The organism is Pseudomonas aylmerensis (assembly GCF_001702265.1).
Taxonomy (GTDB): Bacteria; Pseudomonadota; Gammaproteobacteria; order Pseudomonadales; family Pseudomonadaceae; genus Aquipseudomonas; species Aquipseudomonas aylmerensis.
Window position 1 is genome coordinate 414,629 of sequence record NZ_MAUE01000012.1, and the last position, 20,585, is coordinate 435,213.

Here is a 20,585-nt window from a genome sequence, read left to right on the forward strand (position 1 = left end):
CTTCCTAAAGAACCCTTTGCACAAAATTTAACCAGCTGTGGATGAATCACAGACAATAGAAATTAAAAGAGAGAAATTTATTAAATCTTTGTTTTTATGTTTATTTCTACTGAGCATGGTTTCTGTGGATAGATCTCTACAGGCCTTTATTTACATTGTGTACAGCGTTTCAAAAGTCTGTGGTCATGTGCCAAGGAGGCCCTTGGATAAGTGCTTTAAGCCTGTGGATTAAACAGGTGGTTATCCACAGAGGGGTTTTTGCTCAGGTTTCAAGCCCTGTTATCAACTGGGCACAGGGGCGGTTATTCACAGGGCTTAATCCACAGAAATTGCTGGATCCGAGTGAATAGCGCCCACGACGAAGCCACCAGAACCCTTCGACTGCGGCAAAAACAGAGCTATTGTGAGAAAACCACGGCGCAGTTAATAATAGCGATTATCATTAACCTCGCTTGTCATGCCCTATGTCCCCTTCTTCACACACCGTTGCCGTCCAGCACATCTATGAGCAACACCACTCGTGGCTGCACGGATGGCTCAAAGGTAAATTGCATAACGCCTGCGATGCCGCTGATGTTGCGCACGATACGTTCGTGCGCATTCTGGGAGGGCGACATGCGGGACAGATCCTCGAACCGCGCGACTACTTGGCGACCATTGCCAGGGGGTTGGTGATTGATCGTTACCGCCGCCATGCCATCGAACAGGCTTATAAACAGACCTTGGCCGAACGTCCCGAAGCCACCGCCATCAGTGAAGAAGACAAGGCGATCATCATCGAGACCCTGGTAGCTGTGGATAAAGCGCTGGCTGGCCTGGGTGAACGGGCACGGCGGATCTTTATGCTCTCGCAGATCGACGGGCTGACTTATCAACAGATTGCCGACCAGTTGCAGGTCTCGTTGACCACGGTGAAGAAACACATGATCCGCGCCCTGACCGAATGCTCGCTGATCATGGCCAGTCTTTGATGGCTGCGCCCGATCGCAAGACCTTCGAGGCCGCCGCCAGTTGGTTTGTGCAATTTCAATCCCAGCCGCCGACCGCCGCCGAGCGTCATGCCTGGCAGCAATGGCTCAATGGTGATCCGTCCCACTTGGCTGCGTGGAACCAGATGGAGCAGTTGCAGCGCAGCCTTGGCGCCCTGCCCCAGGACCTTACGCGCCGCGCATTGTCGACCACGCAACAACGCCGCCAGGTGCTCAAGTGGATGCTGGTACTTGGTGCTACCGGCTACCTGGGCTGGAATGTCCAGCAACATACTTCCCTGGGCAATGTCTGGGCTGACTACCGCACACCGGTGGGCACGCGACGGCGCATCGAGCTGGCGGATGGCACGCGGATAGACCTGAATACCAACACCGCAATTGATGTGCTGTTCGACGGTCGCCAGCGTTTGATACGCCTGCGCGAAGGTGAAGTGCTTATCCACACCGGCAAGTCCGGCGGGCAGACACCCTTTTATGTGGAGACGCGCCAGGGCCGGATCCAGGCATTGGGCACGCGGTTTACCGTGCGCCAATTGCCGGACGCCACGCGCGTTGGTGTGCTGGAAGATCGAGTCAGTGTGGCGCCGGGTAACCAACCCGATCATGTCCGACTGCTCGGAGCAGGTGAAAGCGTCGACTTCGACCGACAGCACGTGGGGCTCAACCAGCCTTATGGCCGCACCCAGGCAGCCTGGGTCGACGGACAACTGATCGTGCTGGATGCAAGGCTTGGGGATGTGATCGACGACCTCGCCCGCTATCGGCCGGGCATGCTGCAGTGCGATCCGGCCTCGGCACGCCTGCGTGTTTCCGGCACGTTTCGCCTGGACGCCACCGACGCGGTATTGGCCAACCTGCAAGCAACCCTGCCGATCCAGGTGAAATACTTCACCCGTTATTGGGTATCGGTGAAGCGCATCGGTTGAGGGAAAAATTATCCACAAGGGGGTTATCTTTTTTTTACCTGGCGCGGCCCTACAGGTAATCACGACGCTACCTTCAGGGCTTATCCACCTATGCGCCTTCCTACCAAGATCCGCCAACGACTCTCCTACCACGGCATGAGCTGCGGTTTGCTGCTCACGTCTGCCGCCACCAGCATGTTGCTCTGCACGGGTGCGATGGCTGCTAGCGCGGTGCAGCACTACACCATTGGGGCTGGCCCGCTGGACGGCGCCTTGAGCCAGTTTGCCGCCCGGGCCAATGTGATTCTGTCCTTTTCGCCCCAGCAAACCGCGCAATTGAACACCCCAGGGCTGGAGGGGGACTATTCGGTGGATCAGGGCTTCGCACTGCTCCTGCAAGACTCGCGACTGCAGGCTGTCGCCCAGGCCCCCGGCAGCTATGTCCTGCAGGCGGCTCCCGAAGGTCAACTGACCCTCGCCCCAACAACCGTGAGTACTTATCAACAGGCGGGGTTCAATCAGGACATCGCCGCGGATGTTGGCTACAAGGCGCAAAACAGCCGCATCGGTACCAAGACCAGCACGCCGCTGTCGGAAACACCGCGCTCGGTCTCGGTGGTCACCGGCCAGCGCATCAAGGACCAGAAATCCCAGAGCCTGACTGAAGTATTGGGCTATGTACCCGGCATCTTCGCTCCACCCTTTGCGGCCGGCGACAGCCTGGCGGGCGACCTGTTCTTCATTCGCGGTTTCAACGCCACGGATTATGGCTACGGCCTGCTACGTGATGGCTTACGCGTACAAGGCAATCGGTACGACACCACCAGCGAGCCTTATGGCCTGGAGCGGGTCGAGATTTTCCGTGGTCCGTCATCCCTGCTCTACGGCGAAAACGCCCCAGGTGGCTTGGTCAACCTGGTCAGCAAACACCCGACTTCTACCCCGCAAGGCGAGGTGCAGTTGGGGTATGGCACGAACAACCGTCGCCAGCTGGGTGTGGATATCTCCGGTCCGCTCAATGACAACGAGAACATCCTTGGCCGCGTGGTGATGCTGGGTCGAAAGTCCGACACCCAGACCGATCACGTCCCGGATGATCGGCTCTATATCGCGCCCTCCCTGACCTTGAATTTCGACGACTACAACACCCTCACCCTGCTGGCCAACTATCAGAAAGACCACACCAACCTGGAACTCGGCTTGCCCGCTGCCGGCACATTGCTTAAAAACCCCAACGGTAAGCTGTCCAAGCACACCATGCTCGGTGATCCGGACTGGAACACCTTCGAACGCGAAGCCTGGAGCACCGGCTACGAATTCAGCCACACCCTCAACGACGACTGGCAGTTCCGCCAGAACTCGCGCTATATGCAGTCACGCATCAACCGGCACGAAACCTGGCCAAGCGCGCTGAATAATCGTGGTTTCGGTACCCAACTGAACATGACCGCCTACGACCGCTACAACAAGTCGATGGTCTACTCCCTGGATAACCAGCTTGAAGGCAAATTCCAGCTGGGCGAACTGGAAAATACCCTGTTGTTCGGCGCCAGCTACGACCGCACCTCATTCAACCAGGACTGGGACGCTGGCTTCGCCGGCACCATCAATGTGTATAACCCGGTATACCTGCGCGACCCGCTTACGCCGGTTGCGGTGCAAAACACCTTGCTCGAACAGCAGATGAAAGGGGTTTATGCACAGATCCAGAGCAAGTATGACCACTGGCTGTTTCTGCTGGGAGGCCGCCAGGACTGGGTCGACAGTGACTTCCGCGACAAAGTGAACAAGGCCAGCAATACCGACTCGCAGGATCGCAAGTTCACCTATCAGGGCGGGGTGATGTATCAGTTCGACAACGGCCTGACGCCGTATGTCAGCTACTCCACCGCGTTTGTACCGGTGCAGCAGATTTCCAATGCCGGCTCCCCCTTGAAGCCGATCACCAGCAGCCAGTACGAAGTGGGTGTGAAATACGAGCCGATCGGCTGGGACACCGCGATGACATTATCGGTGTATGACCTGCGCAAGCAGGACGACACCTACCTCGATGCCACCACCAACAGTTATCGCCAGGTTGGCGAGAGCCGAGCCAAGGGCGTGGAGGTGGAGGTCAACAGCAACATTACGCCCAACCTGAACCTCACTGCGGCCTACACCTACACGGACGCACGTATTACCAAGGACTCGGCCACGTCGCTGGTCGAAGGACACCAGATGAGCGGAGTTCCACGCAACCAGGCGTCGGTGTGGAGCAAGTACCGGTTCCTCGACGGCCAGTTGAAAGGCGTGTCCCTGGGCGGCGGTGTGCGTTATTTCGACAGCACCTTTTCCTACACGGGGCCATCGCTGTACGGAAAACTCGACGCGGGAAGTGTCACCTTGGTGGATGCGTCAGTGGGTTATCAGATAGACAAACACTGGTCTGTGGATCTGAACGCGAAGAACCTGTTCGACAAGGAATATGTGTCCGGCTGTAACGATGCGGGCCGCTGTTATTGGGGCGACAGCCGTACACTGCTTGGGACAGTTTCGTATAACTGGTGATGGATGAGGCCTGAAGCATCTGGACGTCTTCAGGCCACTGTCGCCGGCAGGGGTTGTGGATAACCTGGTTATTTGCCGATGCAGAAGCTGGAAAAAATCCGTCCCAACAAATCATCGGAGCTGAATGCACCGGTGATTTCCCCCAGCAGCTGCTGCGCCTGGCGTAAATCCTCAGCCAGCAGCTCCCCCGCCCCCGCCAGGGTCAGCTGCGCTCGACCATGCTCCAGCGCCGCGCTGGCGTGGCGCAGTGCCTCCAGGTGCCTGCGGCGCGCACTGAAGCTGCTTTCCGATGTCTGCTCGAAGCCCATGCATGCCTTGAGATGCTCACGCAGCAATTCCAGGCCTTCGCCTGCCGACTTGGCGCTCAGGCTGATGGTGACGTGGCCATCCTCGCTGGTTTCCAGGGCGATGGCTTCGCCCGTCAGGTCGGCCTTGTTGCGGATCAAGGTGACTTTGGCCGGGTCCGGCCGTTGCTCGAGGAATTCCGGCCACAGTGCAAAAGGATCCACAGCCTCCGGTGCCGTGGCATCCACCACCAGCAGCACGCGGTCAGCTTCGCCGATTGCCTTGAGGGCGCGTTCGACGCCGATCTTTTCCACCTGGTCTTCAGTGTCGCGCAGGCCAGCGGTGTCGACGACGTGCAACGGCATGCCGTCGATGTGGATATGTTCGCGCAGGATGTCACGGGTGGTGCCGGCGATCTCGGTGACAATCGCGGCTTCGCGACCTGCCAGGGCGTTGAGCAGACTGGATTTGCCCGCATTCGGCCGGCCGGCAATCACCACGGTCATACCGTCACGCAACAACGCGCCCTGCCCGGCCTCACGCAGTACTGTGGATAACTCATCACGGACTTTATCCAGCATTGCCAGGACATGGCCATCGGCAAGAAAGTCGATTTCCTCTTCCGGAAAATCGATCGCAGCCTCCACGTAAATGCGCAGGCTGATCAATTGCTCGGTCAAGTTATGCACACGCAGGGAAAAAGCCCCCTGCAACGAGCGCAACGCATTGCGTGCCGCCTGTGCAGAACTGGCTTCGATCAAGTCCGCAATGGCTTCAGCCTGGGCCAGGTCGAGCTTGTCGTTGAGGAAGGCGCGCTCGCTGAATTCGCCCGGGCGAGCCAGGCGGCAACCCAATTGCAGGCAGCGCTGCAGCAACATATCCAGCACCACCGGGCCGCCGTGGCCCTGCAGTTCAAGGACGTCTTCACCGGTGAATGAATTCGGGCCCGGAAAATAAAGCGCCAGGCCCTCGTCCAGCACACTGTTGTCGGCGTCCAGGAACGGCCCGTAATGGGCATACCGCGGCTTCAACTCGCGACCGCTGATCGCCAGTGCTGCCCTGCCGGCAAGCGGCCCGGAAATACGAACGATACCGACACCGCCGCGACCTTGAGCGGTAGCGACAGCAGCGATGGTTTCACGAGGAGCGCTCATCAGCAGGTTCCAGAACAAAAGTGACAGAAAGCAAAACGCCCCACTAGGGGGCGTCTTGAGTGGTTATCCACAGAGTAAATTACGCCGCAGCTTTTTTGGTAGCCGCTTCGATTTTACGAGTGATGTACCACTGTTGAGAGATCGACAACACGTTGTTGACCACCCAGTACAGCACCAGACCAGCAGGGAACCACAGGAAGAAGAAGGTGAAGATGATTGGCATCATTTTCATTACCTTGGCCTGCATCGGATCCGGCGGAGTCGGGTTCAAACGCTGCTGGATAAACATGGTCGCGCCCATGATGATCGGCAGGATAAAGAACGGGTCTTTGATCGACAAGTCAGTTATCCACAGCATGAACGGTGCCTGGCGCATTTCCACGCTTTCCAGGAGTACCCAGTACAAAGACAGGAATACCGGCATCTGCACCAGAATCGGCAAGCATCCACCCAGCGGGTTGATCTTCTCTTTCTTGTACAGCTCCATCATGGCCTGCGACATTTTCTGCCGGTCATCACCATGTTGCTCTTTCAGCGCGGCCAGTTTCGGCGCAACGGCACGCATACGCGCCATCGACTTGTAGCTGGCGGCCGACAGCGGGAAGAAAATCCCTTTGATCAGCATGGTCAGGAAGATGATCGAGAAGCCCCAGTTACCCACAATGCTGTGGATATGTTGCAGCAACCAGAAAATCGGCTGGGCAATGAACCAGAGGAAGCCGTAATCCACAGTCAACTCAAGACCTGGGGACAACTCTTTCAGCACGGCCTGGCTTTTCGGACCGGCGTACAGGGTAGCGCTGGTCTCGGCCTTGGCACCTGGAGCGACGGTCAACGCCGGGCCAGTGAAGCCAATGATGTAGTTACCCTGGCTGTCCTTGCGGGTTTGAACCAGGTTCGCGTCACCCTTGTTCGGGATCCAGGCGGTCACGAAGTAGTGTTGCAGCCAGGCAACCCAGCCACCTTGGACGGTTTCTTTCAGCGAGCCCTTGTCGATATCTTTCATCGACACTTTTTTGTACGGCTCGTTACTTGTCCACAGGGCAGCGCCCAGGTAAGTCGCGGTTCCAGTGGCGGTGCTGGAAGAAGGGTCGGAACTGGCGTCACGCTTGAGCTGGGCAAACAGGTTGCCGCTCCATGGCTTGTCGCTTTCGTTGTCGATCAGGTAAGTGACCTTCAAGTCGTACAAACCACGGGTGAAGCTGAAACGCTTGATGTAATTGACGCCGTCGAGGCTGAATTTCAGGTCGACGTTCAACTGGTTCTGGCCGTCAGCCAGTTGATAAGTCTTTTGCTCGGTCGAATAAACCGGACGACCGGTAGCACGTGCATCCGGACCGTTGGTGCCGGTCAGGCCACTTTGCGCCAGATAAGTCCGTTCACCACCGTTATCGAACAGTTGGAACGGGACATCCGGATGGTCTTGGCGACGTGGATACAGCGGCAGTTTCAACTGCGCGATATCACCACCTTGTGGGTCGATAGCCAGGTCGAGCACATCCGTTTTCACGTGGATGAGGTCTTTATTGGTGACCACTGGCGTTTCTAAAGGGGCGCTTGTCTCGCCATTCGCGCTGGGAACATCGGCACTCGCGGACGCATTGTTACCCAGCGGGGTGTCCGGAATAGCCGGCGCAGCCTGATTGGTAGCAACATTCTGAGTCGGCAGGGCAGCCTGGCCGTAGTCCTGGTTCCACTTAAGAACCATGACGTAGGACACGATTGCCAGGGCGACGATCAGGATCGTGCGTTTAATATCCATGATTACTCGGCCATCGAAGAAGAACGGGAGGTAGGGATAGGTGGAACCGGGTCATAACCACCGGGATTCCACGGATGACAGCGACCTAAACGACGAAAGGTCAGCCAGCCACCGCGCAGAAGACCATGATTTTCTATGGCCTCTAACGCGTAGCAGGAACAACTGGGGTAGAAACGACAGTGGCTGGCCATCAGAGGACTAATGGCATAGCGATAAAACTGGATCGGAACGAGGGCCAGTTTACGCATCAAGGCTGTCTACCCCTACAGTTTCGGTGCTGACTGCTGGTGCTGGCTTGTGGGTACGCGCCAAACGTTTCCAGAGCTTGCCGAAATGCTGAATCAATTCGGGGTTTTCTACATCACCCAAGCCTTTGCGCGCGACGATAACAATATCCCAACCAACCAGAGTGTCCTGGTGGAGGCGAAACGATTCGCGCATCAGACGCTTGAGGCGATTGCGCTCAACGGAGAGCTTTACGCTCTTCTTGCCGATCACCAACCCGAGACGGGGATGATCAAGATCGTTGTTACGCGCAAGGAGCAGGAGATTTTTCCCCGGAACCTTGCCGGTGGGGGAGTCAAAGACTGCCTTGAAGTGCCGGGGGGTTAGCAGACGCTTTTCCCGACTGAAGTCCTGACTCACCACCAGTACCGGATTATCAAACTGCCAGACGCGCACGACCTTTGGCGCGGCGACGCGACAGGACAGCACGGCCGTTCTTGGTAGCCATGCGAGCACGGAAGCCGTGGGTACGGGCGCGTTTGATGGTGCTTGGTTGGAAAGTACGTTTCATGGCGTTGTTACCTGGTTCGTCCACAACGGGCCGGAATGGCCCCCGTTTTAAGAGACCGGCGATTCTAGAGAAAGCAAGCCTCTAGGTCAATTTCCAACCAGCTTTTCCTTTAATTAGATCTTTACCGGCCATCCGCCGTTTTCCATGCGCTCGGCTTTCACGAGCAATGCCATAGATATAAAAATAAAGAAGGAAGTTATTTAAAGCTTTTCTGTAAAGCTTATAAAAGCTAGGCAGGCGATTATCTGTGGATAAGTTCCCTGAGGCCATGAGCTGCCTGCTGTACAGAGAATGACAACTACGGGGGAAAACGGTGCTCTGCCTGTGCTGCACTGTCGGATAAGCTGTGTGTGGAATAGGTTGTTATCCACAGGCCAGTTACCCACAGACTTTCGACCCCACTTGTACAACGAGCTTAGGTAGGCTTATCCACAGAGCTTATGCACAGACCATTGGTCGCCTTTTTCTAACTTAACGCGTTGATTTTGGGCGTCCTGTGCGCAACCTACATGTGGATAAGTGGACGGCTGGCCGCTACAATGGCGGCTGTTTTTGCCTCACCGGCTTTCAACTTAGGGGATATCCGTGTCAGTGGAACTTTGGCAGCAGTGCGTGGAGCTTTTGCGCGAAGAGCTGCCTGCCCAGCAATTCAACACCTGGATCCGTCCGCTACAGGTCGAAGCCGAAGGCGACGAGTTGCGTGTCTATGCGCCTAACCGTTTTGTCCTCGACTGGGTCAACGAGAAGTACTTGAGCCGCGTTCTCGAATTGCTCGATGAACATGGCAATGGTCTCGCGCCGGTGCTCTCCTTATTAATAGGCAGCAAACGCAGTTCAGTCCCGCGTGCTGCGCCGAACGCGCCGTTGGCGGCTGCGGCATCGCAGGCTCAGGCGGCGACCTCACCGGTCAACAACACGCCAGCTCCTGCGCCGACACCTGCGAAATCCGCCGCGCAAAAAAATGCGCCCGAACACGAAGAACCGTCCCGCGACAGTTTTGACCCGATGGCGGGCGCAAGCTCCCAGCAGGCGCCGGTTCGCGCCGAACAGCGCACCGTGCAGGTCGAAGGCGCGCTCAAGCACACCAGCTACCTGAACCGCACCTTTACCTTCGAGAACTTCGTCGAAGGTAAATCCAACCAGCTGGCCCGCGCGGCCGCCTGGCAGGTCGCCGATAACCCCAAGCACGGCTACAACCCGCTGTTCCTTTATGGCGGCGTCGGTTTGGGTAAGACCCACTTGATGCACGCTGTGGGTAACCACCTATTAAAGAAGAACCCGAATGCCAAGGTCGTGTACCTGCACTCGGAGCGCTTCGTGGCTGACATGGTCAAGGCCTTGCAGCTCAATGCCATCAACGAGTTCAAGCGGTTCTACCGCTCGGTTGATGCGTTGCTGATCGATGACATTCAATTCTTCGCGCGCAAAGAACGTTCCCAGGAAGAGTTTTTCCACACCTTCAACGCCCTGCTCGAAGGCGGCCAACAGGTCATCCTGACCAGTGACCGTTATCCGAAGGAAATCGAAGGGCTGGAAGAACGCCTGAAATCACGTTTCGGCTGGGGCCTGACCGTGGCGGTCGAGCCGCCGGAGCTGGAAACCCGCGTTGCGATCCTGATGAAAAAGGCCGATCAGGCGAAGGTCGACCTGCCGCATGATGCTGCTTTCTTTATTGCCCAACGCATCCGTTCCAACGTGCGTGAGCTGGAAGGCGCGCTCAAGCGGGTCATTGCGCACTCGCACTTCATGGGCCGCGACATCACCATCGAGTTGATTCGCGAATCCCTGAAAGACTTGCTGGCCCTGCAAGACAAGCTGGTGAGTGTGGATAACATCCAGCGCACCGTGGCCGAGTACTACAAGATCAAGATCTCCGACCTGCTGTCCAAGCGCCGTTCGCGTTCGGTGGCACGTCCCCGTCAGGTGGCCATGGCCCTCTCCAAGGAGTTGACCAACCACAGCCTGCCGGAAATCGGTGATGTGTTTGGTGGTCGCGACCACACAACGGTCTTGCACGCATGCCGCAAGATCAATGAACTTAAGGAATCCGACGCGGATATTCGCGAGGACTACAAGAACCTGCTGCGTACACTGACAACTTGATGACACCAGCGCAGCTTATTAAGGCAAGGGACTAGACCATGCATTTCACCATTCAACGCGAAGCCCTGTTGAAACCCCTGCAACTGGTCGCAGGCGTCGTCGAGCGCCGACAGACCTTGCCGGTGCTCTCCAACGTATTGCTGGTGGTCGAAGGCCAGCAATTGTCCTTGACCGGTACCGACCTGGAAGTCGAGCTGGTGGGTCGTGTGCAGCTGGAAGAACCCGCCGAGCCTGGCGAGATCACCGTACCGGCGCGCAAGCTGATGGACATCTGCAAAAGCCTGCCCAACGACGCGCTGATCGACATCAAGGTTGATGAGCAGAAGTTGGTGGTCAAGGCCGGTCGCAGCCGCTTTACGCTGTCCACCTTGCCAGCCAATGATTTCCCGACCGTGGAAGAAGGTCCTGGCTCGCTGACGTGCAGCCTGGAGCAAAGCAAACTGCGTCGTTTGATCGAACGCACCAGCTTCGCCATGGCGCAGCAGGACGTGCGTTACTACCTCAACGGCATGCTGCTGGAAGTCTCCGAAGGCATCATCCGCGCCGTGGCCACTGACGGTCACCGCCTGGCCATGTGCTCGATGAAAGCCGACATCGGCCAGCCCGATCGCCACCAGGTTATCGTGCCGCGCAAAGGTATCCTCGAGCTGGCGCGTTTGCTCACCGAGCCGGATGGCAACGTCAGCATCGTCCTGGGTCAACACCACATCCGTGCGACCACCGGCGAATTCACCTTCACCTCCAAGTTGGTTGACGGTAAATTCCCGGATTACGAACGTGTACTGCCTAAGGGCGGCGACAAGTTGGTGATCGGTGATCGTCAGGCCCTGCGCGAAGCGTTCAGCCGTACCGCGATTCTGTCCAACGAAAAGTACCGTGGCATCCGCCTGCAACTGGCCAATGGTCAGCTGAAGATCCAGGCCAACAACCCGGAGCAGGAAGAAGCGGAAGAAGAAGTGGGCGTCGACTACAACGGCGGCTCGCTGGAAATCGGCTTCAACGTGAGCTATCTGCTCGACGTGCTGGGTGTGATGACGACCGAACAGGTTCGCCTGATCCTGTCCGACTCCAACAGCAGTGCCCTGGTGCAGGAATCCGACAACGACGACTCGGCTTACGTTGTCATGCCGATGCGCCTGTAATCATGCTCAGCAGAAGCTAGATGTCCCTCAGTCGCGTCTCGGTCACCGCGGTGCGCAATCTGCACCCGGTGACCTTCTCCCCCTCCCCCCGCATCAATATTCTCCACGGCGCCAATGGCAGTGGCAAAACCAGCGTGCTGGAAGCCATTCACCTGTTGGGTCTCGCCCGTTCATTTCGCAGTGCGCGCCTGTTACCGGTGATTCAGTACGAGCAACTGGCGTGCACGGTGTTTGGCCAAGTCGAACTGGCGGAAGGTGGGCACAGCAGCCTGGGGATATCGCGTGATCGCGGTGGGGAGTTCCAGATTCGCATCGACGGGCAAAATGCTCGTAGTGCCGCGCAGTTGGCGGAAATCCTGCCATTGCAACTGATCAACCCCGACAGCTTTCGGCTGTTGGAAGGTGCACCGAAAATCCGCAGGCAATTCCTCGATTGGGGAGTGTTCCACGTGGAACCGCGTTTCATGGCCACTTGGCAGCGCCTGCAGAAGGCCCTGCGGCAGCGGAACTCGTGGCTGCGGCATGGTACACTTGACGCCGCTTCGCAAGCGGCCTGGGACCGGGAACTGTGCCTGGCCAGCGACGAAATAGATGAATACCGCCGCGCCTATATCAAAGCCTTGAAACCAGTCTTTGAGCAGACCTTGAGCGAGTTGCTAGATCTCGAGGGGCTGACGCTGAGTTATTACCGTGGTTGGGACAAAGAGCGCGACCTGAGTGCCGTGCTCGCCACGTCTTTGCAGCGGGATCAGCAAATGGGTCATACCCAGGCCGGCCCACAACGCGCTGATTTGCGTCTTAGATTGGGCGCACACAATGCCGCGGACATCTTGTCCCGGGGTCAGCAAAAGTTGGTGGTGTGTGCACTGCGGATTGCCCAAGGCCACTTGGTTAGCCAAGCCCGGCGCGGTCAGTGTATTTATCTGGTGGATGACTTGCCGTCCGAACTCGACGAGCAGCACCGCCGCGCGTTATGCCGCTTGTTGGAAGAATTACGCTGCCAGGTGTTTATCACCTGTGTAGACCACGAATTATTGAGGGAAGGCTGGCACACGGATACGCCAGTCGCTTTGTTCCACGTGGAACAAGGCCGTATCACCCAGACCCACGACCATCGGGAGTGAAGGCATGAGCGAAGAAAACACGTACGACTCGACCAGCATTAAAGTGCTGAAAGGTTTGGATGCCGTACGCAAACGTCCCGGTATGTACATTGGCGACACTGATGACGGTAGCGGTCTGCACCACATGGTGTTCGAGGTGGTCGACAACTCCATCGACGAAGCTTTGGCCGGTCACTGCGACGACATCAGCATCATCATCCATCCGGATGAGTCGATTACCGTGCGCGACAACGGTCGCGGTATTCCGGTAGACGTGCACAAAGAAGAAGGCGTTTCGGCGGCAGAGGTCATCATGACCGTGCTCCACGCCGGCGGTAAGTTCGACGACAACTCCTATAAAGTCTCCGGCGGTTTGCACGGTGTGGGCGTGTCGGTGGTGAACGCACTGTCCGAAGAGCTGATCCTGACCGTTCGCCGCAGTGGCAAGATCTGGGAACAGACCTATGTCCACGGTGTACCGAAAGAGCCGATGAAGATCGTTGGCGACAGCGAATCGACCGGTACTCAGATCCACTTCAAGCCATCGGCTGAAACCTTCAAGAACATCCATTTCAGCTGGGACATCCTGGCCAAGCGGATTCGTGAATTGTCCTTCCTCAACTCCGGTGTGGGTATCGTCCTCAAGGACGAGCGCAGCGGCAAGGAAGAGCTGTTCAAGTACGAAGGCGGCCTGCGTGCGTTTGTTGAATACCTGAACACCAACAAGACTGCGGTCAACCAGGTGTTCCATTTCAACATTCAGCGCGAAGACGGCATCGGCGTGGAAATCGCCCTGCAGTGGAACGACAGCTTCAACGAGAACCTGTTGTGCTTCACCAACAACATTCCTCAGCGCGACGGTGGTACTCACCTGGTGGGTTTCCGTTCCGCACTGACGCGTAACCTGAACACCTACATCGAAGCCGAAGGCTTGGCCAAGAAGCACAAGGTTGCCACTACCGGTGACGATGCGCGCGAAGGCCTGACCGCGATTATCTCGGTGAAAGTGCCGGATCCAAAGTTCAGCTCCCAGACCAAAGACAAGTTGGTGTCTTCCGAAGTGAAGACCGCCGTCGAACAGGAAATGGGCAAGTACTTCTCGGACTTCCTGTTGGAAAACCCGAACGAAGCCAAGCTGGTTGTCGGCAAGATGATCGACGCGGCTCGTGCCCGTGAAGCGGCGCGTAAAGCTCGCGAGATGACCCGCCGTAAAGGCGCACTGGATATCGCCGGCCTGCCAGGCAAACTGGCTGACTGCCAGGAGAAGGACCCTGCCCTCTCCGAGCTGTACCTGGTGGAAGGTGACTCTGCTGGCGGTTCCGCCAAGCAGGGTCGTAACCGTCGCACCCAGGCGATCCTGCCGTTGAAGGGCAAGATCCTCAACGTCGAGAAGGCGCGCTTCGACAAGATGATTTCCTCTCAGGAAGTCGGCACCTTGATCACAGCGTTGGGCTGCGGTATCGGCCGTGACGAGTACAACATCGACAAGCTGCGCTACCACAACATCATCATCATGACCGATGCTGACGTCGACGGTTCGCACATCCGTACCCTGCTGCTGACGTTCTTCTTCCGTCAGCTGCCGGAGCTGATCGAGCGCGGCTACATCTACATCGCCCAGCCGCCGTTGTACAAAGTGAAAAAGGGCAAGCAAGAACAATACATCAAAGACGACGACGCCATGGAAGAGTACATGACGCAGTCGGCCCTGGAAGATGCCAGCCTGCACTTGAACGACGAAGCCCCGGGCATTTCCGGTGAGGCGCTGGAGCGCCTGGTTAACGACTTCCGCATGGTGATGAAGACTCTGAAGCGTCTGTCGCGCCTGTATCCGCAGGAGTTGACCGAGCACTTCATCTACCTGCCATCCGTAAGCCTGGAGCAGTTGGGTGACCACGCTCACATGCAGGATTGGCTGGCCCAGTACGAAGTGCGCCTGCGCACCGTGGAGAAATCTGGCCTGGTGTACAAAGCCAGTCTGCGCGAAGACCGTGAACGTAATGTCTGGCTGCCAGAGGTCGAACTGATCTCCCACGGCCTGTCGAACTACGTCACCTTCAACCGCGACTTCTTCGGCAGCAATGACTACAAGACCGTGGTAACCCTGGGCGCGCAACTCAGCACCCTGCTGGACGACGGCGCTTATATCCAGCGTGGCGAACGCAAGAAGCAGGTCAAGGAATTCAAGGAAGCCCTTGACTGGCTGATGGCTGAAAGCACCAAGCGTCACACCATCCAGCGATACAAAGGTCTGGGCGAAATGAACCCGGATCAGTTGTGGGAAACCACCATGGACCCGGCTCAGCGTCGCATGCTGCGCGTGACCATCGAAGACGCCATTGGCGCAGACCAGATCTTCAACACCCTGATGGGTGATGCGGTCGAACCTCGCCGTGACTTCATCGAAAGCAACGCATTGGCGGTGTCCAACCTGGACTTCTGATCAGGCAAGACCGCTAAAAACAAAAAGGCCAACGCTCAGCGTTGGCCTTTTTTATTGGGCATTTTTTAAATGCTCCACGTGGAACATCGCCATTTCAGTTGGGCGATGGCGCCGTTGCGACACTCTCCAATCGATACCCATACCCGTAGATCGTCAACAGTTGCCAACCTCGATCCGCCGTCAGCCCAAGCTTGTTACGCAGCCGGTAGATATGCGTATCCAGTGGGCGAGACGAGACCATTTCTTCATGAGTCCAGAAGCGCTCATAGAGGTACTCACGGGACAGCGGTCGGGCCAGGTTGGCGAACAGGCAACTGGCCAGGCGGTATTCACGCTCGGTCAGGTTGATCGGTTTGCCGGCTCGGGTCACCGTCAGTTCAGCATCGTCAAAGGTCAGGTCGTTGAAGCTTTGCACCTCTTGGGACGCCGACTTCTGCAGGCCGTGGCGACGCAACACTGCAGAGACACGGGCTTTCAGTTCGTTGGGACGAAAGGGTTTGCTGACGTAGTCGTCGGCACCGCTGTTGAGTGCCGTGACGATATCGCTCTCGGCATCGCGGCTGGTGAGCATGATGACGGCGGGGGGCGATTCCATGTGTTCGCGGGTCCAGCGCAGCAAGGCAATGCCAGTGATATCGGGCAGTTGCCAGTCGAGTATCAACAGGTCAAAGGTTTCCCGGCGCAGTTGGCGTAGCAGGTCTTCACCACGCTCGAAGCAATGCAGGGACCAAGGCTGCTCCGCGGTGCCGGGGATCTGTCGCAGTGTCTGTTCCACCCGCCGCAACTCGGCAGGTTCGTCATCCAGTATTGCGACACGCATGTCGAGGGTCCTTTGTACTTAATATAGGGCAGCCGACGGCCAATGAATAACGGCACATACTGCGCAGTTGCCGGCCATTGAATCTGAATAATTGTGGTCAGATTCGACGACCCCTTGGATCTCTCGGTACGCTGATATCAAAGGGCCGTAACCCCCTGAAAGTCCTGGGTACCTCTGTGGGAAAGATACCGGCTCGCGAGGGTAAGTAAAAGGATCAGCCGACACATGCGCTGCCGTAAATGCCCGCGTGCCGATGTCAGACGTCCTCTGGAACCTGGACATTGATGAGAACCATGACGCTTTCCCCCCATTCAATGCTTCGCGCCCTTCCCTCCCTGTTGATCCTGGCGGTAGGGGTTGCGGGTGCATCGGCCAAAGTGCGGCCGGCCTATATCGATGACCATACCCTGTGCCGTGCGCAGCCGTTGCCGGCTGTTGTCCAGCACCTGACCGGGGAAGCCTGGAAGCTCGATGTACGCGGCAAGGTGACGCCTTTGCAGGAGGGCATGACCATTGATGAGCAAGAGGGGGTGAGAACATCCGCTGCGGCATTTGTCAGCCTGTTGCTCGGCGACGGTTCTCGGGTGGTGCTGCCGTCCAGTTCCCAGGTGCGCCTGCACCTCGACGAGAAGCAGTTGATCCCCCAAGTGATGCTCGAACAAGGCCAGGCCGAAGCGTATGTGATCAAGCGGGCCACCGATTATGATCGCTTCCAGATCGTCACGCCGGTGGGCGTGCTGGGGGTACGTGGCACACATTTTCGAGTGCGCGACGATGGTGAGCAATCGGTGCTCGAAGTACTCGACGGCCAGGTCGCGGTCAACCGTGACAGCAAGGCTGGCCCGTCTGACAGCGACGTAAAGGTCGGCGCGCGACAAGGGCTGCTGTTCAAGAAACAAGGCGAGCTTGAGCCGTTAGCGTTGCTGCCCGCGCCGAAACTCATTGGCCAGGATGGGCAGAAAGGCGACGCGCCCGTCTGGCGTCTATACCTGCGGCCATTGGCGGGCGCGCAACGTTATCGCGCCCAGGTGGCGACTGATAAAGCCTTCATGAACATCAAGCAGGAAAACTTCTCCAGTGAGCCGAAAATGAGCTTCACTGGGCTCAAGGCGTCGTTTTATCACGTGCGTTTGTCGGCGTATGACGCCCACGGACTGGAAGGAGAAACCGGGGTCTATGACATTTTCTACTACCCGCCGGCAGCACAGGCGCAGGCTACCGGTGGCTGACCGATGATGCTCTGGGGCAAGCCCGAGAAACGCCAGCCCACCCACGCCCAGCGCTTGTTCCATGGCCTGGTCCGCGAGTGGCTGTGGATCGGTTTACTGCTGCTGCCGATCACGGCCTATCTGTCATTGAGCCCCGGCCTTGCCTTGAACAACCCGTTGTATGACAGCCTGCGTCGGCTGACCCCACTGCCGGTGGACCCGCGTATTTTGCTGGTGACGATTGACGATCAAAGCCTGAAAAAGCTCGGTCAATGGCCTTGGCCGCGTAGTTTGCACGCCGACCTCATTGACCGTCTGAATGCCGCACAACCCGCCGGTATCCTGTTTGATGTGATCTTCAGCGAGCCCGGCAACCCAGCCAATGACAAACGCCTGGCCGATGCCGTGTGCAATGCCGGTAACGTGTTGTTGCCACTGTTGCGCGATAGCACCGCCAGCTACAGCCGGCCAGGCGAGCAAATGTCGGCGCTGCTGAAATGCGCCAGGGGCGTGGGCCATATCAACGTGGAAGCCGACAACGACGGCGTGGTGCGCAGCTTGTATATGCGCGAGGGCCCACCGGACGCTGCCGTTGCGCAGTTGGCATGGCTGGCCTATGAGATGAGCGGTGAGAAGTCGCCGATGCCGGGGGAGGCACGCGAGCCGGTCGATCAACACTGGCACCGGGAGCATGCCATTCGCATCCCGTTCATTGCGCCGCACACGCATTTCCCTAGTGTGTCCTACGTCAGTGTATTAAACGGTGAGGTGCCTCCCGAGCAACTGCGCGACCGTCTGATTCTCGTTGGCGCCACGGCCTCCGGAATGGGCGATCGATTCGTCACGCCCCTCTCCTCCACCGTTGGCACCACGGCCGGTGTAGAGATCCAGGCCAATGTGCTCAATGGCTTGCTGCAAGGGCGAAGCATCGTTGACGTGCCCGCATGGCTGGCGGCAACCCTGGCGACGTCGCTGGTCGCATTGTTGCTGGGATTGTTGCTGTACCGCCCACGCTATGCGCTATGGATGACCCTGGGCTGCATGGCCACGGCGTTGTTCGGTGCCTGGGCGCTGCTGCGCCTGGGCCACTGGTGGTCGCCGGCGGCCTGCTTGATTGGTTTGTTACTGAGCTACCTGATCTGGAACTGGCGGCGCCTGAGCGCGATCCTCGCCTATTTCGGCTGGGAGCTGGCGCGGCTGGATAACGAGCCCAAAGTGCTGCCCGAGCGCCGGCGCGCGCCCGCCAGCCATGGCGATGTGTTGCAGGGGCGTATCTTCGCGCTGGAGCAAGCCGTGAGCCGCACGCGAGACACGCGGCGCTTTATGGCCGATGGCCTGGAGTGCTTACCGGTAGCTACCCTGATTACCGATCCCGGCGGCAATATTTTGCTGGCAAATCGCATTGCCCGTGAGGTGTTCGGCAATGACCTGGTCAACGAAAACCTCATCGAACAACTCGCCGACCTCGGTTATCCACCGCTGCACAATGGTGTGCGCCCTGCCCTGTCCGCACTCGAACTCGTCGAGTTCCGAGATATCCGCCAGCGCAGCCTGCGCATGGAGCTGGCCCCCTTGCTGCCGGCTGAAGGTGATGTCGCGCTCGGTTGGCTGTTGAGCCTGACGGACCTGAGCAAGGAACGCGATGCCCAGCAGCATCGCGAGACCATGCTGCGCTTCCTGTCCCATGACCTGCGCGCGCCGCACTCGGCGATCCTCGCGTTGCTGGATGTGCACAACGGCGAGTCACCGGTATTCACCCAGATCGAGCAGCAGGTACGACGCGCCTTGAGCCTTACCGAGTCGTTCGTACAGCTGGCAAAAGCCGAGGCTGATGGCTATCAATTCCAGCCGACCCTGTTCGCGATGCTGGTGATGGATGCCTTTGATCAAGTCGCGTTGATCGCCCAGCTCAAGGGCATTCACTTGGTGCACGACCTGGATGAAGCCGATGAGGGCATGGTGTGGGCCGATCAATCGTTGCTCACGCGCGCGTTGTTCAACGTGCTGGAGAACGCGATCAAATACTCCCCGTCCGGTACCACCGTCCGGCTGAGTCACGCCACTGTGCAAGGTTGGTTGGAATGCCGCATCAGCGACCAGGGGCCGGGGATCGCTGCGCAAGATTTACCGGAGCTGTTCAGCCAGTACCGACGCTTCGATTCCGCTCAGGGCAGTGAAGGCCTGGGGCTGGGCCTGACCATGGTCAAAGCCGTTCTCGAGCGTCATGGAGGGCGGATCAGTTGCGAAAGCGTGGTCGGTAAAGGCACCACGTTCAGCCTGCAGTTGCCGCTGTGGGAAGAGTGAGAAAACCCACTTTCCTGCTGTGCATAAAAAACCGGTCCCAAGGACCGGTTTTTTTCTGCGAGAAAAACTTATGCACCTTTTCCGCTATTTTATGAGCTTGGGAAATATGTAAGTAAATCAGCTTCTTATAAGTCAAAAAGACCAGTTCGCCAACAAACCGTACACAGGTTATCCACAGATGCTCATACCACCGGTGTGTCGACCACAACCGGCTCTGGCGGCAGCGAACCCATGGCCCGCTGCTGCGCTTCATTCCAGGCCGCAGCACGGTCATTCAGCGCGGCAATGGCGCGCGGGCCTTCACCTTCTGCATACATCGGTTCGCCAATCACTACGGTGATGGTCCCCTCACGCTTGGCCCAGCCGGTCTTTGGCCAGTACTTGCCGGCGTTATGCGCAATCGGCAAGACCGGCAGGTGGGCGTTGACTGCCAACGCGGTACCACCGCGTGAGAACTTGCCTACGGTGCCGTAGGGCACGCGGGTACCTTCGGGGAAGATCAACACCCAAACGCCGTCCTTGAGCAGCTCGTCGCCCTTCTTGGCCACGTGTTTGAGCGCCGCCTTGGGGTTGTCACGGTCAATCGCGATGGGACGCAACATGGCCATGGCCCAGCCGAAGAACGGCACGTACAGCAGCTCACGCTTGAGCACCTGGCTCAGGGGCGAGAAGTACGCCGAGAGGAAGAACGTCTCCCAGGTGCTCTGGTGGTTCGACAGAATCACGCACGGCTGGTCCGGCACGTTTTCGGCGCCCTTCACCTCGAAACGGATATTGAGGAACACCTTGGTCAGCCACAACGCGCAGCGGCACCAATAGACGTTGATAAAGCGATAGCGCGCCTTGAACGGCAGGAAAGGCGCGATAAAAAAGCTCAGGGTGCACCAGAGGAAAGAACTGGTGCCCAACAGCAGGTAAAAGAAAAAGGTTCTGATGGCCTGCAAAATCGACATGGCGGCATTTACCGTTGCGGGACAACGCCCGCCTGTTAAAAGCGCACTCCCGAACGGTCCTTGGTCAGGAA

At 58.0% G+C, this 20,585-nt stretch carries 16 protein-coding genes; 9 read left to right on the forward strand and 7 right to left on the reverse strand.

The genetic code is table 11. The annotated features are described in order from the left end of the window. Positions 1–464: 464 nt before the first annotated feature. The 3 genes from BBG20_RS10130 to BBG20_RS10140 all read left to right on the forward strand — a co-directional run bounded on the left by BBG20_RS10130 (position 465) and on the right by BBG20_RS10140 (position 4,441). Positions 465–971, forward strand: coding sequence for a sigma-70 family RNA polymerase sigma factor (locus BBG20_RS10130; RefSeq protein ID WP_065902682.1), 507 nt, complete (start codon positions 465–467; stop codon positions 969–971). Beyond that, complete coding sequence (locus BBG20_RS10135; RefSeq protein ID WP_065902684.1) at positions 971–1,915, forward strand: FecR domain-containing protein; 945 nt, start codon at positions 971–973, stop codon at positions 1,913–1,915. Before BBG20_RS10130 ends, BBG20_RS10135 begins: the two co-directional genes overlap by 1 nt. A 90-nt stretch (positions 1,916–2,005) precedes the next feature. Continuing rightward, on the forward strand, positions 2,006–4,441 hold the full coding sequence (locus BBG20_RS10140) for a TonB-dependent siderophore receptor (RefSeq protein WP_065902686.1): 2,436 nt from the start codon (positions 2,006–2,008) through the stop codon (positions 4,439–4,441). A 68-nt stretch (positions 4,442–4,509) separates the two neighbouring features. Here BBG20_RS10140 and mnmE read toward each other — a convergent pair whose 3' ends face one another. From mnmE to rpmH, 5 genes are all read right to left on the reverse strand, one after another. Continuing rightward, positions 4,510–5,880: a tRNA uridine-5-carboxymethylaminomethyl(34) synthesis GTPase MnmE gene (mnmE, locus tag BBG20_RS10145; protein WP_065902688.1), complete on the reverse strand. Its 1,371-nt coding sequence runs from the start codon at positions 5,878–5,880 to the stop codon at positions 4,510–4,512. Between the two features lie 79 nt (positions 5,881–5,959). After that, positions 5,960–7,642, reverse strand: a complete 1,683-nt coding sequence (yidC, locus tag BBG20_RS10150; protein ID WP_065902690.1) for a membrane protein insertase YidC — start codon at positions 7,640–7,642, stop codon at positions 5,960–5,962. Positions 7,643–7,644: 2 nt separating this feature from the next. Beyond that, positions 7,645–7,890: a membrane protein insertion efficiency factor YidD gene (yidD, locus tag BBG20_RS31710; RefSeq protein WP_010207715.1), complete on the reverse strand. Its 246-nt coding sequence runs from the start codon at positions 7,888–7,890 to the stop codon at positions 7,645–7,647. Next, the gene (rnpA, locus tag BBG20_RS31715; RefSeq protein ID WP_020302575.1) at positions 7,883–8,290 is read right to left on the reverse strand and encodes a ribonuclease P protein component; all 408 of its coding nucleotides are present in this window, start codon (positions 8,288–8,290) and stop codon (positions 7,883–7,885) included. The genes yidD and rnpA overlap by 8 nt, the downstream gene beginning before the upstream one ends. A gap of 13 nt (positions 8,291–8,303) precedes the next feature. Further along, a complete protein-coding gene (rpmH, locus tag BBG20_RS31720) occupies positions 8,304–8,438 on the reverse strand; it encodes a 50S ribosomal protein L34 (protein WP_003213577.1) in 135 nt (44 codons plus the stop codon). Between the two features lie 585 nt (positions 8,439–9,023). Here rpmH and dnaA point away from each other — a divergent pair. From dnaA to gyrB, 4 genes are read left to right on the forward strand one after another with little or no spacing between them, the layout of a single operon-like run. Beyond that, positions 9,024–10,541 carry a chromosomal replication initiator protein DnaA gene (gene dnaA / locus BBG20_RS10160; protein ID WP_065902695.1) on the forward strand — a complete coding sequence of 506 codons (1,518 nt, stop codon included), beginning with the start codon at positions 9,024–9,026 and terminating at the stop codon, positions 10,539–10,541. A gap of 38 nt (positions 10,542–10,579) precedes the next feature. Next, entirely contained in the window at positions 10,580–11,683 is a 1,104-nt protein-coding gene (dnaN, locus tag BBG20_RS10165; RefSeq protein WP_053258802.1) for a DNA polymerase III subunit beta, read from the forward strand. A 20-nt stretch (positions 11,684–11,703) separates the two neighbouring features. Further along, positions 11,704–12,807 (forward strand): DNA replication/repair protein RecF, encoded by a 1,104-nt coding sequence (gene recF, locus BBG20_RS10170; protein WP_065902696.1) that lies wholly within the window; start codon positions 11,704–11,706, stop codon positions 12,805–12,807. 4 nt (positions 12,808–12,811) lie between these two features. Next, positions 12,812–15,229 carry a DNA topoisomerase (ATP-hydrolyzing) subunit B gene (gyrB, locus tag BBG20_RS10175; RefSeq protein ID WP_065902697.1) on the forward strand — a complete coding sequence of 806 codons (2,418 nt, stop codon included), beginning with the start codon at positions 12,812–12,814 and terminating at the stop codon, positions 15,227–15,229. A 94-nt stretch (positions 15,230–15,323) separates the two neighbouring features. Here the strand turns inward: gyrB and BBG20_RS10180 are convergent, their stop codons facing one another. Further along, on the reverse strand, positions 15,324–16,049 hold the full coding sequence (locus tag BBG20_RS10180; protein WP_065902699.1) for a response regulator transcription factor: 726 nt from the start codon (positions 16,047–16,049) through the stop codon (positions 15,324–15,326). A 314-nt stretch (positions 16,050–16,363) separates the two neighbouring features. On the opposite strand from BBG20_RS10180, the gene BBG20_RS10185 reads away from it, so the two are divergent. Together BBG20_RS10185 and BBG20_RS10190 are read left to right on the forward strand one after the other, a co-directional pair. Then, on the forward strand, positions 16,364–17,278 hold the full coding sequence (locus tag BBG20_RS10185) for a FecR family protein (RefSeq protein WP_226939978.1): 915 nt from the start codon (positions 16,364–16,366) through the stop codon (positions 17,276–17,278). 3 nt (positions 17,279–17,281) lie between these two features. Further along, the gene (locus tag BBG20_RS10190; RefSeq protein ID WP_065902703.1) at positions 17,282–19,561 is read left to right on the forward strand and encodes a CHASE2 domain-containing protein; all 2,280 of its coding nucleotides are present in this window, start codon (positions 17,282–17,284) and stop codon (positions 19,559–19,561) included. Between the two features lie 182 nt (positions 19,562–19,743). Here the strand turns inward: BBG20_RS10190 and BBG20_RS10195 are convergent, their stop codons facing one another. Then, positions 19,744–20,514, reverse strand: a complete 771-nt coding sequence (locus BBG20_RS10195; RefSeq protein ID WP_065902705.1) for a lysophospholipid acyltransferase family protein — start codon at positions 20,512–20,514, stop codon at positions 19,744–19,746. Positions 20,515–20,585 lie beyond the last annotated feature (71 nt).

Bases quoted from the DNA above. Each gene is read 5' to 3' on its own strand.
- BBG20_RS10130 (WP_065902682.1), top strand. From the start codon at position 465: ATGTCCCCTTCTTCACACACCGTTGCCGTCCAGCACATCTATGAGCAA.
- BBG20_RS10135 (WP_065902684.1), top strand. From the start codon at position 971: ATGGCTGCGCCCGATCGCAAGACCTTCGAGGCCGCCGCCAGTTGGTTT.
- BBG20_RS10140 (WP_065902686.1), top strand. From the start codon at position 2,006: ATGCGCCTTCCTACCAAGATCCGCCAACGACTCTCCTACCACGGCATG.
- mnmE (WP_065902688.1), bottom strand. From the start codon at position 5,880: ATGAGCGCTCCTCGTGAAACCATCGCTGCTGTCGCTACCGCTCAAGGT.
- yidC (WP_065902690.1), bottom strand. From the start codon at position 7,642: ATGGATATTAAACGCACGATCCTGATCGTCGCCCTGGCAATCGTGTCC.
- yidD (WP_010207715.1), bottom strand. From the start codon at position 7,890: ATGCGTAAACTGGCCCTCGTTCCGATCCAGTTTTATCGCTATGCCATT.
- rpmH (WP_003213577.1), bottom strand. From the start codon at position 8,438: ATGAAACGTACTTTCCAACCAAGCACCATCAAACGCGCCCGTACCCAC.
- dnaN (WP_053258802.1), top strand. From the start codon at position 10,580: ATGCATTTCACCATTCAACGCGAAGCCCTGTTGAAACCCCTGCAACTG.
- recF (WP_065902696.1), top strand. From the start codon at position 11,704: ATGTCCCTCAGTCGCGTCTCGGTCACCGCGGTGCGCAATCTGCACCCG.
- gyrB (WP_065902697.1), top strand. From the start codon at position 12,812: ATGAGCGAAGAAAACACGTACGACTCGACCAGCATTAAAGTGCTGAAA.
- BBG20_RS10180 (WP_065902699.1), bottom strand. From the start codon at position 16,049: ATGCGTGTCGCAATACTGGATGACGAACCTGCCGAGTTGCGGCGGGTG.
- BBG20_RS10185 (WP_226939978.1), top strand. From the start codon at position 16,364: ATGCTTCGCGCCCTTCCCTCCCTGTTGATCCTGGCGGTAGGGGTTGCG.
- BBG20_RS10190 (WP_065902703.1), top strand. From the start codon at position 17,282: ATGATGCTCTGGGGCAAGCCCGAGAAACGCCAGCCCACCCACGCCCAG.
- BBG20_RS10195 (WP_065902705.1), bottom strand. From the start codon at position 20,514: ATGTCGATTTTGCAGGCCATCAGAACCTTTTTCTTTTACCTGCTGTTG.